The 16,663-nt window shown below is 45.7% G+C and carries 13 protein-coding genes; 10 read left to right on the top strand and 3 right to left on the bottom strand.

Features of this window, described 5'->3' with window-relative positions:
* The first annotated feature begins 34 nt into the window (after nt 1–34).
* From DWX84_RS12590 to DWX84_RS12630, 9 genes are all read left to right on the top strand, one after another.
* Nucleotides 35–724: a hypothetical protein gene (locus tag DWX84_RS12590; RefSeq protein ID WP_057318863.1), complete on the top strand. Its 690-nt coding sequence runs from the start codon at nt 35–37 to the stop codon at nt 722–724.
* A 911-nt stretch (nt 725–1,635) separates the two neighbouring features.
* Nucleotides 1,636–2,286, top strand: a complete 651-nt coding sequence (locus DWX84_RS12595) for a helix-turn-helix domain-containing protein (RefSeq protein WP_226769897.1) — start codon at nt 1,636–1,638, stop codon at nt 2,284–2,286.
* A gap of 141 nt (nt 2,287–2,427) precedes the next feature.
* Nucleotides 2,428–3,996: a PAS domain-containing sensor histidine kinase gene (locus DWX84_RS12600; protein ID WP_121960900.1), complete on the top strand. Its 1,569-nt coding sequence runs from the start codon at nt 2,428–2,430 to the stop codon at nt 3,994–3,996.
* Nucleotides 3,997–4,284: 288 nt separating this feature from the next.
* Nucleotides 4,285–4,824: an FHA domain-containing protein gene (locus DWX84_RS12605; protein WP_008771771.1), complete on the top strand. Its 540-nt coding sequence runs from the start codon at nt 4,285–4,287 to the stop codon at nt 4,822–4,824.
* 339 nt (nt 4,825–5,163) lie between these two features.
* Nucleotides 5,164–6,363 carry an MFS transporter gene (locus DWX84_RS12610; protein WP_008771772.1) on the top strand — a complete coding sequence of 400 codons (1,200 nt, stop codon included), beginning with the start codon at nt 5,164–5,166 and terminating at the stop codon, nt 6,361–6,363.
* 61 nt (nt 6,364–6,424) lie between these two features.
* Nucleotides 6,425–7,867, top strand: coding sequence for a TolC family protein (locus DWX84_RS12615; RefSeq protein ID WP_034531167.1), 1,443 nt, complete (start codon nt 6,425–6,427; stop codon nt 7,865–7,867).
* A 34-nt stretch (nt 7,868–7,901) separates the two neighbouring features.
* On the top strand, nt 7,902–8,888 hold the full coding sequence (locus DWX84_RS12620) for an HlyD family secretion protein (RefSeq protein ID WP_121956716.1): 987 nt from the start codon (nt 7,902–7,904) through the stop codon (nt 8,886–8,888).
* A 63-nt stretch (nt 8,889–8,951) separates the two neighbouring features.
* Nucleotides 8,952–10,127 (top strand): ABC transporter permease, encoded by a 1,176-nt coding sequence (locus DWX84_RS12625; RefSeq protein WP_005868023.1) that lies wholly within the window; start codon nt 8,952–8,954, stop codon nt 10,125–10,127.
* Complete coding sequence (locus tag DWX84_RS12630; protein WP_005855888.1) at nt 10,111–11,319, top strand: ABC transporter permease; 1,209 nt, start codon at nt 10,111–10,113, stop codon at nt 11,317–11,319. Before DWX84_RS12625 ends, DWX84_RS12630 begins: the two co-directional genes overlap by 17 nt.
* Here DWX84_RS12630 and DWX84_RS12635 read toward each other — a convergent pair.
* Entirely contained in the window at nt 11,311–12,036 is a 726-nt protein-coding gene (locus tag DWX84_RS12635; protein ID WP_005868024.1) for an MBL fold metallo-hydrolase, read from the bottom strand. The two genes, DWX84_RS12630 and DWX84_RS12635, sit on opposite strands and share 9 nt — an antisense overlap.
* Before the next feature lie 125 nt (nt 12,037–12,161).
* Between DWX84_RS12635 and DWX84_RS12640 the strand changes: the two genes are divergently transcribed.
* The gene (locus DWX84_RS12640; protein WP_005868025.1) at nt 12,162–13,889 is read left to right on the top strand and encodes a tetratricopeptide repeat-containing serine protease family protein; all 1,728 of its coding nucleotides are present in this window, start codon (nt 12,162–12,164) and stop codon (nt 13,887–13,889) included.
* Between the two features lie 184 nt (nt 13,890–14,073).
* On the opposite strand, the gene DWX84_RS12645 is transcribed toward DWX84_RS12640, so the two are convergent.
* Both DWX84_RS12645 and abc-f read right to left on the bottom strand, forming a co-directional pair.
* Nucleotides 14,074–14,784: a phosphatase gene (locus tag DWX84_RS12645; protein WP_122377523.1), complete on the bottom strand. Its 711-nt coding sequence runs from the start codon at nt 14,782–14,784 to the stop codon at nt 14,074–14,076.
* Entirely contained in the window at nt 14,781–16,400 is a 1,620-nt protein-coding gene (abc-f, locus tag DWX84_RS12650) for a ribosomal protection-like ABC-F family protein (protein ID WP_036613701.1), read from the bottom strand. The genes DWX84_RS12645 and abc-f overlap by 4 nt, the downstream gene beginning before the upstream one ends.
* Nucleotides 16,401–16,663 lie beyond the last annotated feature (263 nt).

Raw genomic sequence — 16,663 nt, forward strand, 5'->3', positions numbered from 1 at the left:
TATTTTATAATAGTGTTGCGGAATTAAGGTTTATATGAAGTTTGCGCTGCACACATCTACTGCCATAAGCTCGGTTCTAAAGGAGCCGGAGCATTTCTATGTAGATATTTATTATCTGATCATTTTAATCATCGTTACTTTTGCCCTACTTTTATTATCTTTTTTGCGTTATCACCTTTATAAGACAAAAAAGGAGAAAGAACTGAGAGAAATAGCGAGTCTTGTGGATAAAAATGAAATCTTGATACAACGTTATAGTCGTGAGATGTCGCACATCAAGGAGCAATTGGAAGCGAAGGAGAAATGCTTGATGGAATACCAGCATGCGGCTCAGTGGAAAGCGCATCGTGACGTGGAATCCTTGATCAAGGAAAAGGAACGTTTGGCGAAGTGTTTGCTGGAACAGTTGGATACGTTCAAGAAGTTGAAGATACTTTCTAAATCGGAAACGATATTGCCGGATTCGGATTGGAGAAACTTGATCGAGATCGTAAATACTCTTTATGATGATTTTATAAGTCGTTTACGTGTCGCTTATCCGGATTTGACGGAGGATGCCATTCGTTTTTGTTGCTTGATCAAATTGCGGCTAACCTCGGCGGAGCTGATGTCAGTCTTGAATGTGACGAAGGATGCTATCTATAAACGCAAATTTCGTTTGAAAAAAGAATTGATGCCAGATGATGATACTCGTTCCCTCGACGATTTCTTGGGAAGCTATTAGATCTGAACGAATAGTTTTCTTGTTAATAACTATGTTTTAGGGCATGATTTCGTTAAATCGAGTTAAGCGAATGAATTTTGCAAATAATTCAGTATGCTACATAACATAAAACCACCTATATTTGTACTGTGTTTTTCATGGTATTAGATTTAAGGTTAACAATTGAGATTGGCTGTCCGTGACGGATAGCCTTTTTTTGTATAGAGGCATGAATACACGAATTTTTGAGAACACTGCTTAAGCGCCCCTTTCCGAGGGTAACATCCATACTTTCAAAGTAAGCTAATTTCATCGGCAAAGTAAGTTAACTTGCTTTGGTATTTCAGCTAACTTACTTTGTCAATGAAGCTAATTGTATTTTTATGATCTTTTTCGGTTATTCTTTGTCTGTTTCGATTTTGTATACAATTGATGTGTTTTTGTACGCTTTTAGTTTAGTTATGCATTTAATAGTCAATTTTTTATTATATAATTTTGTCTTGTGTTTTTTTATGATTTCCTTGGTTAGCTGTTAGCACCAATTGATATATAAGGTTTGATGGCTAATAGAAGAGGGGGTAAGGAAAGAAAAATATCAAACGAATATACTTGGGACCTTAACGGACAGAACAAAATATAATATTATTCTGTTGATTGTTGTTGGAGGTAAGATTTCGTATTCCCTTAATTTATAAGAGTATATGCAAGAGAATAGGTATAATACATGTGATCGTTTTTTAGGCGGATTAGAAAAAGACTTTATTATTACGGAACAGATTGAAGATAGTCCATTGACTTCAGAGCCTTCTTTTTTGGATTACGGGATAATAGCAGTATGTAATAGAGGTAGTGCGATCATTCATTTGCTTGAAAATAAGCATGTATGGAATAAGAATGAATTGATTTTCTTATTTCCGAGACAGTTATGCTCAATGCGGAACGTGAGTGAGGACTTCTCGGCGAAGTTTATCATCATACCACATGTACTACATGGGGATGTATTAAGTTCCTTACGTCATTTTGATCCGGGATTTCATTTTTTCGTGAAGGATCATTTTTACTATAATATAGAGGATAATAATGGTATTGAGCGTTTTCAATCATTTTGCAAATTGATAGAGAATGAGCTTGAGCGGTATCGGGGTAATGGGCTTCTGAGGGAGCGGATTATATGTTACTTGGGGATTTTTTACATGGATGTTTACGACTATTATGTGAAAGTGCGTAAGAAAATCCCTTTCAGGACTAGTTTGAGAAAAGAGCAATTGATCTATGATTTCTGTAGTCTCGTGGCAGAGAATTTCAAGAATCACAAGAATGTCGGATTTTATGCGGATAAATTGAATATAACGACAACTTATTTAAGTGCGATCATGAATGAAAGGTGTGGCATTTCAGCCAAGGAGTTTTTATCTATCTATATAGTGTTAGAGGTAAAGTCGTTGCTACGTGACTCTCGATTAAATATACAGGAGATCGCTATATTGACTAATTTTCCGTCTCAATCGACATTGAATCGCTTTTTTCGTCAACGGACGGGAATGACTCTTTCTCAATATCGAAAACATATATTTTCAACATGATTATGTTTGATTTTCATATTATTTCTATAACTTTAAACTTCTGCTGCAATCGTTATTATCGTTCATTTGTTGTATAAATAACAGAGGAGATTGCTTGATTGATTTAAAGTTGGGAATTAGTGGTTATAATTTAATATGACGATGGGAAAATGTAATAAAATGCTAGAGGAAATGAGCTTTAATGCCCTATTCCAGAAATTACCTGTTGGAATTGAAGTTTATGACGGGAGGGGGCAGCTAGTGGATCTCAATAGGACGGACGAGAATTTGTTCGCTATAAGCCGGAAGGATATTATGGGAATAAATCTTTTCGAGAATCCTAATTTTCCAGAGGACAAGATCGCTCGTCTGAAACAGGGAGAAATGGTTGTGTTCGATTGTAATTATGAATTTGATAATATACAAACGAATGAGTACTATAACATAGACCCAAAAAAGGAAGGTACAAATTTACGTCTGTCTATTAAATGTGTGCCGTTGAAAGGAGAGGCTGAAGATATCTGTGGATATGTACTAATGTTTACGGATGAGACGGAAGAATATCAAAAGTCGGAGAAAGTAGAGGAACTGTTCACGAAGTTGAAAACGGTTATGCGTTGCAGTGATTCCTTGCTGTGGGAATATGATGTTAAAACCGATAAGATGCATATCGATCTGGACTTACGTGTTTTAGGTAATAAATCCAGATTGAGAGCAAGTAACTTGACAACGAAAAAAGATTTTTGTGAGATCGTACATCCGGAAGATCGGGAAAGGGTACTTGTACAAGGCTTTGAAAAGATTGTTACGGGTGAGATCGGTGAATATAGTATTCAATACCGACAGCTTTTTGAGGGGCAATATGTTTGGGTGAGAGCGTATGCGTACCCTTATAAATATGATGAGGCGGGAAGACCAGCGAAAATCCTTTATTACTTGATGGACATAACGGATGAGATCGCCATGCAAGATAAATTGCGCTGGGTGGAACGAGAGCGTCAACGGAAAGAATATGAGTTAGCTAAGGCTAAAGAGGCGAATCGGCTTAAGTCTATGTTCTTGGCGAATATGAGTCATGAGATCCGTACGCCTTTAAATGCTATTGTTGGTTTCGCGAATATACTGGCAGAGACCAAGGAGATAGAGGAGGAGGAACGAGAGTTTTATGTGGATATCATTGACAAGAATAGTGAATTGCTTCTGCAATTGATTGAGGATATCCTTGATTTCTCAAAGATTGAGGCGGGAACCTTTGACATTACGAAGAGAAATTTTGATTTTAAGGAGATCTGTGAGGAAACCTATGCGGTACATGCCTTGAAGATTCCGAAAAACGTTCGATTTGTTTTCGACCAGGGCTCACAACCCGTGACTGTTTTCTCAGATCCGAAACGAGTCGTACAGGTTATTTCTAATTTCTTGACAAATGCGATTAAGTTTACTTCGGAAGGTGAGATCAAATTAGCCTATAAGGTATCGAATGATGAAATACGAGTTTCGGTCTCGGATACGGGAATGGGAATCTCGGAGGAAGATTGTAGAACTATATTCGATCGTTTTGTTAAGTTGAACGCTTGCAAACAAGGTACCGGATTAGGATTGGCGATTTGCAAAAATATTATCGAGAACCTAGGGGGACGAATCGGGGTAGAATCTACATTGGGAGTAGGTTCCACTTTTTGGTTTACCTTGCCTTTGAAGGAGATTAAAGAGAATGAACCTAAGTTCTAAGGGGATATATATTATTTTACGGATATGTTTTAAAGCATGGTTTTGTTAAATCTGGTTAAGGAAATGAGATTTGCAAATAAAACATTATGCTACATAACATAAAACCTCTATATTTGCACTGTGTTTTTCATGGTATTAGATTTAAGGTTAACAATTGAGATTGGCTGTCCGTGATGGATAGCCTTTTTTGTTTCAAAAAATCATAACCATGAGATTTTAGGAGTGTAGCTGAAGGTTTTTTCGTAAATTTGCGCTCCGTTTGTAATACTAGATCCTGTATTTAAGTGTATGAAAAGAGTATTCTGTCCAAAATGTGATAATCAGTTGTCTTTTGATGAGACCAAATATCCGGAAGGGAAGGTATTAGCCTTCGTCTGTCCGCAGTGTGGAGCGCAATTTAAGATTAAATTGGGCCGAAAGGTGGTGAAGACGGCTACCGGTGAGGAAAAAGAGGTGAAGGAACCGGATTTCTCTTGCGGTTATATTACCATTATCGAGAATGGTTTTGCTTTTAAGCAAGATCTACCATTAGTGATGGGAGATAATGTGATTGGTCGCCGTAATAAGGATACGGAAGGTGTAGATGTCCCTATTATCACGAGCGATCCAAGTATGGGGCGTAAGCATTGTGTGATTAATGTAAAGAAAGACACTAATGGCAAGTTCGTTTATATGGTGCGTGACTTTCCTAGCTTGACCGGGACTTTTGTGAAAAATGTATTGGTCGGTAAAAAAGAACAAGTACGTATCGGGGAAGGTACGATCGTAACGATTGGCGCTACTACTTTTATCTTACATTCGGCGAACGAGGGAGAAGAAGAGGAATAAATATAAAAAACTTCAGAGGCTGTTCCCGTTTATGATCTCGATCTTTAACTTCGGGTCGGAATGATGGCAGATAAGGGATTTTGGCGTTTGTTTTGGGAGTGAGTTATAAGATATATGCTCATTCCGGGATACAGCTCTGAAGTATCACTGAGAAAACAAGGCTCATAGGTATTAAGATTAAGCCGATTAACATAAAGAAATGAAAAGAACCGAAAGAATAGTTGTATTAACTATGGTTAAAATAGGCTCTTAGGGTTTGTTTTTCTAGAAATTAGCTAACTTTTTGTGTGGTTTTTGAAATGTTAATGAGCACGAGGTTAAATAGAAATATGGACAGTCATGGAGCAGGTTTCTAAACAACAGCCGGTAAATAAAACAGCATTCCGGGTATTGGTGGCGTTAAGCGTTACGCATTGTTTGAATGATTCGTTGCAATCCGTTATCTCGGCGGTTTATCCACTTTTCAAGGATGATTTAGCGTTGAGCTTCGCCCAAATCGGGTTGATTACGCTTGTTTATCAATTATCCGCTTCTGTTTTCCAGCCTATAACCGGTTTGGTTTTTGATAAGCGTCCCGTGGCTTGGTCGTTACCTATTGGTATGAGTTTTACGTTGGTCGGCTTGTTGAATCTCGCTTTTTCCTCTACGCTCCATTGGGTCTTGATCTCCGTATTTTTGATAGGTATCGGGTCTTCGGTTTTGCATCCGGAAGCGTCCCGGATTACCTCGCTAGCGTCGGGAGGGCGTAGGGGATTGGCACAATCGCTTTTTCAAGTGGGTGGTAATTTGGGCGGATCGTTAGGTCCGCTACTGGTTGCTTTATTGGTGGCGCCTTATGGACGGACTCATATCGCTTTGTTTTCTATACTGGCATTCGTCGCTATTTTGGTGATGATTCCTATCTGCCGTTGGTATAAGGCGTATTTGAGTCGGGTGAAATGGCAGAAGAAGTCGGGTGAGACGCATGTGGAGATGCCTCTTTCTTTGGGAAAAACAGTCTTTTCGATCTCGATATTGCTGACCTTGATTTTCTCTAAATATATCTATATGGCTAGTTTGAATAGCTACTATACCTTTTACTTGATCCATAAATTCGGGGTGAGTGTACAGACTTCGCAGATCTGTTTGTTCGTCTTCCTGATCGCTACGGCCATAGGAACCTTGGCGGGTGGTCCTATCGGTGATAAGATAGGACGGAAATATGTGATTTGGGGATCGATTCTAGGGGCAGCCCCATTTAGCTTGTTGATGCCGCATGTGGGATTCGTTTGGACGATCGTGCTTAGTTTTTGCGTGGGGTTGGTCTTATCATCGGCGTTCCCGGCTATTTTGTTGTATGCGCAAGAGTTGCTTCCTTATAAATTAGGTCTTATCTCGGGACTTTTCTTTGGATTTGCTTTCGGTGTGGCGGGTATAGCCTCGGCCGTATTAGGAAATATGGCGGATCATTATGGAATAGAGGCTGTCTACAACGTATGTGGCTTCATGCCTCTTTTAGGACTGGTTACTTGGTTCCTTCCCAACTTGAAAAAGAAGTAAAAACAATCCTCCCTTTTTCGCTGTTATTACTCCAACTGAACGTCAATTACTAAATGAGTTTATGGTGAGTAATATAGTATCTTACAGTATTCTTTTGCTGTATCTTCTTCCATGCGCTTCATGGAGCCAAGGGAACGATGTGGATTTAAGCTTGGAACAATCTCTCGACCTGCTTCATAAGGAAAATAAAAGCTTGAAAATAGCCGGGAAAGAAGTGGAATGGGCTCGGAATGAGCATCAAAAGCTAAACGCTTTTTGGTATCCGTCGGTGAACGCCGCGGGTGCTTTCGTACATATGTCGAATCCGATAGAGGTACGGCAGTCGCTGAGTAAATATACGGAACCGGCGAAGGAGTTTGTCCATAATTATATCCCGGATAATGAGTTGATCATGTCGGTATTGGATAAGATCGGGCAAGGTACTTTCTCGCTTCCGCTGATCTCCCAAAACATCACTTCTATAGACGCTACGGTGACGTGGCCTGTTTTCACGGGAGGAAAACGTATCTATGCGAACAAGATCGGAAAGACAATGGTCTCTATAGCGGAGGTGAATAGGAGCCAAGTGGATGCTAACCAACAATCCTTATTGATCGAGGCTTATTTCGGGCTTCGTTTGGGACAAAGCGTGGTGGACGTAAAAACAGAAGTGTACAATTCTTTGAAAACCCATTATGACCAAGCCCTTAAATTAGAGCAAAACGGGATGATCAATCGGGCCGAGCGTCTGTTCGCTCAGGTGAGTATGGACGAGGCGAAACGAGAACTGGAATCGGCCCGTAAGGATTTAGCGGTCGCCCAACAGGCGTTTAAAAGCTTGATTAATATGGAGGAGGGGAGCGACGTACGTACCACGACTCCTTTATTTATTAATGAGGCGCTTCCTCCGGCCCAATACTTCAAGGATCTGGTTCCGATGAATAATTATATAGTCAATCAATTGAAATTGCAGCAGGTTGTAGCCGATAATCAACTAAAGATCGGCCGGTCCGCTTATGTCCCGAATATCGCTTTATTCGGCAAACAGACTTTGTACGCTGATGGACTGGATAAATATTTGTTGCCTCGTACGATGGTAGGAGTTGGTTTTACGTGGAATATTTTTGATGGCTTGAACCGGGAGAAAACCATCCGGCAGGCAAAGATCGCTAGTCAGTCGCTTCGTTTGGGTAAGGAGAAGGCGATTACGGATCTGGAGGTCGGTATCGATAAATTCTACAGCCAGCTACAAAATGCCTTGGACAATGTAAAAGCTTTGGATACGACGATCGAGATGAGCCGGGAACTGGTCCGGGTGCGGAAGAAATCTTTCCAAGAGGGAATGGCTACTTCTACGGAGGTAGTCGATGCTGAGGTTATGCTGGCGAAGGTGAAGACCGCTTTTCTTTTGGCTTATTATCAGTATGATGTAGCCTTGATTAATCTGCTGTCTGTCTGCGGTACGCCGGAGCAGTTCCACCAATACAAGATGGAGGGAAAGACCGAGGAGCTTTTGGGGAATTGAAAATTGAGAATTGAAAATTGAAAATTTAGGGGTTATGGATAAAACTAAGAGATATTTGAGTGTGGCCTTCGTCGCAGTCTTGGCGATTGTTATAGTTGTCTCGTTGATCGGGATGATCTTGTTGAAAAAGAAGCCGGTGATCTTGCAAGGGCAGATCGAGGCAACGGAAATACGTATCTCCGGTAAGTTACCGGGGCGTATCGATACCTTTCTGGTAAAAGAGGGACAGAATGTACGCCAAGGCGATACCTTGGTAGTCATCAATAGTCCGGAGGCGTTGGCTAAATATCAACAGGTGAACGCCATGGAGAACATCGCGAAGTATCAGCACCAGAAAGTGGATGAGGGTACACGAAAGCAAATCATCGCTTCCTTGCAACAATTGTGGAATAAATCCAAATCGGATTTACAATTGGCGAAGATTACCTATGATCGGGTGAATGCCTTGTATAAAGATAGCGTGGTAACCTCACAGCGTAAAGATGAGGTGGAGGCCATGTATAAAGCGGCCGAAGCCGCCGAACGTGCCACTTATAGCCAATATCAAATGGCGGTAGACGGGGCGCAGATACAAGATAAGGAGAGCGCCCGCTCGTTGGTGACGGCGGCACAAGGAACCGTGGAGGAGGTGGCGGCTCTCTTACAGGACGCTCGGTTGACGGCTCCGGAATCGGGACAAATCTCCGCTATCTTCCCGAAACGGGGAGAGTTGGTTGGGGCCGGGATGCCAATCATGAACTTAGTCGTATTAGATGACGTGCATGTGGTATTGAACGTACGTGAGGATCGTTTGCCTTTATTTAAGATGGGAGGAACGTTTGTCGCCGATGTACCGGCGATCGATAAGAAGGATATTGAGTTCAAGATCAATTATATCAGTCCGTTGGGCAGTTTCGCTACTTGGAAATCTACCAAGCAGACTGGTAGCTATGACTTGCGGACCTTCGAGATACATGCCTTACCGGTGGAGAAGGTGGAGGGATTGCGTCCCGGTATGTCCGTACTCTATCAACTCCCTTAATACTATCCATTTGTAGAGACGGGGCACGCCCCCGTCTCTACAACTAAATAATTTATTGTCGCTATGCTAAAGAAGAGTCCTTTCTATATGGTTTTACGTCGGGAACTGGATCGCATGGTTTCCCGGAGGTTATACTTCGGGGTGTGTATCGTGCTGCCTCTGTTCTGTATATTCTTCATGTCTACGATTTTCGGAAGCGGGCAGATGGAGAATATACCGATAGCGGTAGTGGACCAAGACAACACCTCCATGTCCCGGGAGATCATCCGGCAGGTAGAGGCGGTACCGACTTTCCGGGTAACCCGGCATTATACGGACCAAGAGACCGCTCGCCATGCTACCCAAGCAAAAGAAATCTACGGTTATCTAGTGATCCCCAATCAGTTTGAGGCGGATGCCACGGCGGGGCGTGACGCTACTTTATCGTATTATTACCACTATGCCTTGTTGAGCGTGGGCGGTGAGGTACGTGGGGCCTTCGAGACCCTGCTGCGTACGCTTTCCCTCGCCCCGGTGGTTGTGCAAGCTACGGCGATGGGGCTGGGGGAGAATCAGATAACCACCTTCCTATTACCGGTACGATCCAGTAGCCACCCGCTGTTCAACCCGGATCTGGATTATTCCGTTTATCTGAGCAATCCTTTTTTCTTTGTCTTTTTCCAAGTGATCATTTTGCTGGTTACGGTGTACGCTATCGGTAGCGAGATCAAGTTCCGGACAGGCGATGAGTGGCTGGAGGCGGCACGGATGAACATGTTCGTGGCGGTGGTGGGCAAACTGCTCCCTTATACGATTATCTTTTGTATCATGAGCGTCTTCGCTAACTATATCATGTTCGGGGTCATGCATATTCCTTTCGCTTGCGGTTTCTGGCCATTGAACTTGACGGCGATCTTATTCGTGGTCGCTACGCAAGCGTTGGCGGTATTCCTGTTCTCGTTGTTTCCCGCTATAGCGATCGTGATTAGTGTGGTGTCGATGGTCGGTTCGCTGGGGGCTACTTTATGCGGCGTTACTTTCCCGGTCGATTCCATGTACGCTCCCGTACATTACGCCTCGTACCTGTTTCCAGTACGGCATTTCGTGGAGATCAACCAGAACTTATTGTATGGCGATTACGGATTCCCTTATACATGGGTAAACGTAAGTTCGTTGTTTGCGTTTATGTTATTGGCATTGGTGCTGTTGCCACATTTGAAAACCGCTATTTTAAGTCATAAATATGAGAACATCCGATAATATGAAAGGAACCTTGGCGGATATCGCTTCCTTGGTCAAGGACGAGTTTAAGACGATCTCCACGAGCTACGCTATCTTGCTCGTCTTGGTAGGAGGTATATTTCTCTATGGCCTGCTGTATAATTATATGTATGCCCCGGATCTGGTGCGTAACGCCCCGGTGGTAGTCGTCGATGACTCAAAGACCGACTTGAGCCGGGAGTACATCCGTTTGCTGAACGCCACTCCGCAAGTCTCGGTAATCGCCGATGGTTTGGATTACGCCGAGGCGCAGGAGTGGATGAAGGAGGGGGATGCCGTAGGTATCTTGTATCTTCCCTCTGATTTCGAGACCCGGGTGGCACGAGGGAATGAGTCCCTGTTTATCATGTACCAGACGACAAGCGCTTTCCTATATTATATGGCGATGCAGGAGGCTTCCAGCGGTGCCATGTTGGCGTTGAACGATCGGTATCGTCCGGAGATGTTGGTGTTCTTGCCCCAGCAAGACGCTTCCAAGATCGTTTCGGCGCAACCCATATCAGTGGTCGGGACGGCGTTGTATAATTTTACGGAAGGATATGGAACCTATTTGATCCCGGCGGTATTGATCGTCATTATGTTCCAGACCTTGTTGATGGTGATCGGTATGATAAGCGGGGAAGAGCGGGATTCGGGTACCATCGTTCGTTTCGCCTCCGAGGGATTATCCTTTGGCCGGATCGCTAGGGTGATAATCAGCAAGACCTTTGTGTATTGCGTATTGTATACGATTTTCGCTTTGTTCTTGTTGGGCTTGATACCGCTATTGTTTGGCCTGCCGGATATCGGTAATTATCTGAACACCTTGATCCTGCTGATACCCTTCCTGCTGGCTACCAGCTTCTTTGGGCTGGCCGCCTCTTATTTCTTTACGGACTCGGAGGCTCCGTTATTGATGATCGCCTTCTTCTCGGTAGGCTTGATCTTCCTTTCCGGAGTCTCTTATCCCTTGGAATTGATGCCTTGGTATTGGCAAATGGCCCATTATATCATTCCGGCGGCTCCCGCTACGCTGGCCTATGTACAGCTCAACTCGATGGGAGCGTCGATTGAGCAAGTCGGTGTGGAGTACGTGACGTTGTGGGTGCAATGTGTCGTTTATTTCCTCTTGGCTTGCTGGGTGTACCGGCGGAATATCTTAAAGGCGAGCCGTGCCTTGTCGTCATTGTAGCTCCCGTATCCTGACGTCGATGCCGCTACCTTTCAAGGCGTCTTTCAACTTGCCGATCTTCGTATCCCCGTAATGGTAAGGGTATAGGATTTTAGGCGAGAACATCTTGGCCGCTTTCGCCGCTTGCGGGACGGTCATGGTATAAGGCTGGTTGACGGGAAGGAAAGCGATATCGATGTCTTTCAGGTCTTTCATCTCCGGGATGTCTTCCGTATCGCCGGCTATATAGACTCTTAGTCCGTCGAACGTGAGGATATAGCCATTATCCCGGTGGCGGGGGTGATATTTATCCCGGCCGGGCGTGGTGTTATAGGCGGGGACGGCCTCTATCTTCATATAGCTGATGGAGGTATCCGTATCGCCGTTTTTTAGGACCTTCCCTTTTCCCAGTTTCTTTTGGCTGTTCTCGTTGGCGATGATTTCCGTACCGCTTTTCTCGACGGCTTGTATCGCTTTCGGGTCCAGATGGTCGCCATGCTCGTGGGTAATCAAGATGATATCGGCTTTCGGGAAAGTCGTATAATCGGCGTATTCGGAGACAGGATCTACCTGTATCGAATGATTGTCGTACGTAAGCATCAGGCTGCCGTGCTTGATGAACGTGATGATCAGTTCTTTTCCGCTCTTGGTCTTGAAAGAATCCGAGGCGAAGTTACTAGCGGAGGCTAAGCTCGCCATGAATAAACTACACATAAGCATACATGATTTTAGTCTCATAATCTCGCGGTTTTTTATAAGTGTTTCCGCGAATATACTCATAATAGATTAATTCCCTAATTTGTTCGCCTATCCGGTATAAATATTTACATTTGCGACGTATATTCTGATAACATGAAAACGAAATGAGAAGAATTGTTCTGTTGATTACGATTTGTTGCCAAGTATTTTGGGTGGCGGCGCAAAAGAAAGCGCCCAAATGGATGGATAAGCAACGAAAGGCGGTGGTTACCGTCACTACTTATGGAAAAGATAACCAGAAGAAAGCGTCTGGTACGGGATTTTTCATTACCGAGACCGGTGAGGCGTTGTCCGGCTATTCCTTGTTTAAGGACGCGGCGAGGGCGACCGTGACCGACGCCGACGGTAAAGAATATCCGGTAAGCCGCATCTTGGGGGCTGATGAATTATATGACGTGATCAAGTTCAAGGTAGAGGTTCCGAAGAAAGCTGTGTTCTTGCCGATCGCCCGTGAGCCGATCTCGCAAGGAGTTATCGCTTATCTGATGCCTTACTCGACCGGTAAGATCACGAAGTTCGGGGAAGGACCGGTCTCGGAGGTCAGTAAGTTGAAGGAGCCGTTCAGCTATTATAAATTGTCGATGGCGCTGGAGAGCGGGCAGGTAAACGCTCCTGTATTGACGGCGGACGGCGAGGTGTTCGGCTTGGCGCAGGAAGACGCGTCGGGGAAGAAGGAAGATTCCTACGCGGTCTCGGCGGGATACGCGAATAGCTTGACGATTCAGTCGGCGGACGCTTTTAATTCCACCTATAGCCGGATTGGTATCCGGAAGGCGTGGCCGTCGGACGCAAGCCAAGCGCAGGTCTCCTTATACTTGATGGCAAACTCGCAAGACCCGAAGACGTATCTGGCTACCTTGAATGATTTTATCGCCACTTTCCCGGATTCTCCCGACGGGTATTTGAACCGTGCCAATCATTACGCTTACCACCGTGCGGATCTGGCTCCTACGGAGGCCGAGCAGGGGGCTTATCTGGATAAGGCGTTGGAAGATATAAACACGGCTTCCCGCTTCAGCGAGCGGAAAGGGGATATCTGGTTCAACCGAGCCAAGCTGATCTACGGCGTGGCCGCCGCGGATACGACCTTGAATAAGGAGCAGTGGACCGTCGATGCCGCTACCGAGGCGATACAAAAAGCGATCGGGGAGGAGGACTTGCCGGTCTATCGCCAATTGGAAGGGGACATCCATTTTTATAAAGGAGATTTCGAGCAGGCGTTCGATGATTATATGAAGGTGAACGATAGCGATATGGCATCTTCTACCTCTTGGTATTGGGCGGCGAAGGCGAAGGCGAATATCCGGGGCGCTAACTTCGGGGATATCATCGCCTTGCTGGATAGCGCCATCGCCAAATGCGGGAACCCGCCAACGAACGAGGCCGCTCCCTATATCTTGGAACGGGTGGATCTCCGCTTGAAACTGATGCAATACAAGGAGGCCGTGGACGATTATGATTTATACTACAATCTCTTGAAAGGACAGGTCGGCGACCGCTTCTTCTATTACCGCGAGCAAGCGAAGTTCCGCATGAACGATTTCCCCGGCGCCTTGGCCGATATCCAATCCGCGATCCGCTTGAATCCGGGCGACCCGACTTATCCGGCGGAGGAAGCGTCCGTATATATCCGTATGGAAAACTATGATCAGGCGTTGAGGAGCTTAGAGAATGCCTTGCGGATCGCTCCGGATTTCGCCTCTTGCTATCGTTTGCGAGGCATCTGCTACGTCCGTCAGGGTAAGAAGGCGGAAGCGTGCGAGGCTTTCAACAAGGCGAAGGAGTTGGGTGATCCTGTCGTGGACAAATTAATAAAGGAACATTGTAAGTAAAGGTGCAACTGGGCGGGTACGCACGTGTATCTGCCCGGATGTGTCCTCGTACTTGCCCGGACGCACGTCCGTACCCGTCCGGGTGCGTTCCCGTACCTGCCCGGCTACATCTTTGTACCTGCCCGGCTGCATCTTTGTATCCGCCCGGCTACAGGAATGTACCTGCCCGGATGTAAGGCACCGCTTATCTCCCTATGAACCTCTTGAACGCCTCTACCTTGTCGTTCAATATCAATTCCTCCGGAAATCGTGTCTCTTGCAATAACTCGTAGATATGATCGTACCGGGCTATATCGAAAGATATATGCGCGTCGCTACCTAAAATCACAGGAACCTCGTATTTCTTGCATAGGCGCAAGATCGTGAGGTTATTATCCCGGGCGGTGAGTTTCTTGCGGACCGGGTTGAGAGAGCTGTTGTTGATCTCCAGCAACGTGTGATGCTCTTTGAACGCTAATACGATAGGCTCGAAATCCACCTCGGCCGTACCGTCTCCCGGGTGACTGATGATGTGGACATGCGGGTTGCGGATCGCCCCGATCATCGCCTCCGTGTTCTGCTCGACCGTTCCCGGTTTGTAGCAAAGCGAGTGGATGCCCGCTATCCGGATATCCAGCATAGGGAAGTACTCCTCGCCCAGATCGATCGTACCCTTATAATCGATGATGTTCAATTCCGCCCCGAGCAATAACTCGACACCGTATATCCGGCGGGGAACCACGTGCAGGTTGCGGAAGTAAATCGGGGAGCACGTCCCCGGTATGCCGGGGGCATGCTCTGTTATACCTAGTAACTTCAATCCTTTCTCGGAGGCGGCCGCTGCCATTTCTTGCAGGGTGCTAAAGGCATGCCCACTGGCTACCGTATGGGTATGCACGTCAAGTAACGTCTTCATAAATTCGTCTTTAACCTACCCGCGAAGGTAGTTATTATTTGGTGGATACCCAATTCCCGGATAAAATAAGCGTCGTGCGAGATCAGCAAGATCGTGCCCCTGTACGCACGGACCATGGAGGTGATAATCTCGATGCTTTGGATGTCGAGATTATTGGTCGGCTCATCTAGGATAAACAGGTCCGGAGTCTGGTTACTGATCATCAAGCAACAGAATGCCAACCTCATTTTCTCGCCTCCGCTCAGCTTCCCGCAGCTCTTCTCCCACGTGTCGTGCGGGAAGAGGAAACGGTTTAGCAATGTCTTGATCTCGTGCTCTTGGAAATGACGCTCGTTGAAGGCTTGCGCTTGCTCGTACACCGTCCGGTCGTTCCGGACGATCGAGTATTCTTGGTCGATATAGATAGAGGAGAAATCCGCACGGATCAAGGAACCGCTACGAGGCGGTAACTGGCCGGTAATCAACTTCAGCAAAGTCGTCTTGCCGGAACCGTTATCGCCTTGTATCAGCCACCGTTCCCCACTCTTGATCTGGAAGCTCATCGGGGAGGGCCATAGATCGCCGGCCTCGGCGTAACCGAAATTGATCTCCTTGGCGGTAACCAATATCTTGCCTTCGTGTAAGCCGGATGCGCTGAAATCCAGTTTCATGCCTTGAAGGTCGGGTAGGGAGGAGCGCATTTGCTTTAGCTCGTTGGCAAGGTTCTCCATCTTGTCCTCGTGAACCTCTTTTAGTTTGGAGGCGCTTTTCTCGGCGTTCTCCTTCAATCCGCCCATCATGATCCGGGGGATTCCTTTCCGGACGCTTTGCTTCTCTCCCCGGGATTCATGCTTTTGTTTTCGCTCGGCTACCTCACGGGCGGTTTTCCTGACCCTGCGAAGCTCTTTCTCCTTCGCTTCCAGTTTCTCTTGCATGGAAGCCTGTTCCTGTTCTTTTTGTCCCTTGTAGAAATCATAATTACCCCCGTAAAGGGTGATCCCCCCGACGGATAATTCCGCTATGGAAGCTAATAGGTTCAATAAGGTACGATCGTGGCTGACGACCAACAAGGTGATACGGCAAGACGTGATGAAATCGTATAACTTCTCCCGGCTACGCTTATCCAGATGGTTAGTCGGCTCATCCAATAGTAGGATCGAGGGTTGGTGGATCTCGATTCCGGAGAGGAAAACCTTGGTTTTCTCGCCGCCACTTAATGTGCGCATCGGTTGGGAGAGGAGGATATGCTCCAAACCCCAAGCGTGCAGGGCGGCGAGGCTCCGTTCCTCGATCGTCCAGTCATCCGCCAGCGTATTGAAATTAGAGAGGGAGGCGTCGCCCTCGGTAATCGCCCGCAAGGCTTCTAGTTTCCCGTCGATACGTAGGGCCTGGGCCACCGTCAGGTTATCATATTGCCCGAAATGCTGGGGTACGTAATAGGGTGGGGTCGGATAGATAATCTCCCCTTCCTGCGCTTGCAAGGTTCCAGCCAAGATACGGAGGAAGGTGGATTTTCCCGATCCGTTGTTCCCGACTAAGGCTACCTTTTGCCCCTTGTTGATCGTCAAGTCGATCCCCTTGAATAAGACTTGATTGTCCGGATGTATATACGTGATTTTTTGCGCTACGATACTCATAGTGTGAACTGATTTAAAATGTGAGATACTAAAATGGATAAGAAATACCGATGATGATCGGTTTCACTATAGCCTCGAATCTGTCGTCACGAAATCAGCCCTATACGGATAGAGGGCTTTCCGGATGGAAAGAACGACATCTTGAGATAAATTAAGCGGCTATTCTCATTGGAGTAATTATATAGTTATATAGGGACGCAAAGGTAGGAATAGTTTTGGGTTTAGGCAAATGAGTATATACTTTCATGTACAAAAGGGTATGC

Origin of the sequence: Parabacteroides sp. AF21-43 (assembly GCF_003635435.1) — a bacterium.
GTDB classification, from domain to species: domain Bacteria; phylum Bacteroidota; class Bacteroidia; order Bacteroidales; family Tannerellaceae; genus Parabacteroides; species Parabacteroides distasonis.

Excerpts from the sequence above, each read along its gene's own strand:
- DWX84_RS12590 (WP_057318863.1), top strand. The coding sequence starts at position 35 with ATGAAGTTTGCGCTGCACACATCTACTGCCATAAGCTCGGTTCTAAAG.
- DWX84_RS12595 (WP_226769897.1), top strand. The coding sequence starts at position 1,636 with ATGCGGAACGTGAGTGAGGACTTCTCGGCGAAGTTTATCATCATACCA.
- DWX84_RS12600 (WP_121960900.1), top strand. The coding sequence starts at position 2,428 with ATGGGAAAATGTAATAAAATGCTAGAGGAAATGAGCTTTAATGCCCTA.
- DWX84_RS12605 (WP_008771771.1), top strand. The coding sequence starts at position 4,285 with ATGAAAAGAGTATTCTGTCCAAAATGTGATAATCAGTTGTCTTTTGAT.
- DWX84_RS12610 (WP_008771772.1), top strand. The coding sequence starts at position 5,164 with ATGGAGCAGGTTTCTAAACAACAGCCGGTAAATAAAACAGCATTCCGG.
- DWX84_RS12615 (WP_034531167.1), top strand. The coding sequence starts at position 6,425 with ATGGTGAGTAATATAGTATCTTACAGTATTCTTTTGCTGTATCTTCTT.
- DWX84_RS12620 (WP_121956716.1), top strand. The coding sequence starts at position 7,902 with ATGGATAAAACTAAGAGATATTTGAGTGTGGCCTTCGTCGCAGTCTTG.
- DWX84_RS12625 (WP_005868023.1), top strand. The coding sequence starts at position 8,952 with ATGCTAAAGAAGAGTCCTTTCTATATGGTTTTACGTCGGGAACTGGAT.
- DWX84_RS12630 (WP_005855888.1), top strand. The coding sequence starts at position 10,111 with ATGAGAACATCCGATAATATGAAAGGAACCTTGGCGGATATCGCTTCC.
- DWX84_RS12635 (WP_005868024.1), bottom strand. The coding sequence starts at position 12,036 with ATGAGACTAAAATCATGTATGCTTATGTGTAGTTTATTCATGGCGAGC.
- DWX84_RS12640 (WP_005868025.1), top strand. The coding sequence starts at position 12,162 with ATGAGAAGAATTGTTCTGTTGATTACGATTTGTTGCCAAGTATTTTGG.
- DWX84_RS12645 (WP_122377523.1), bottom strand. The coding sequence starts at position 14,784 with ATGAAGACGTTACTTGACGTGCATACCCATACGGTAGCCAGTGGGCAT.
- abc-f (WP_036613701.1), bottom strand. The coding sequence starts at position 16,400 with ATGAGTATCGTAGCGCAAAAAATCACGTATATACATCCGGACAATCAA.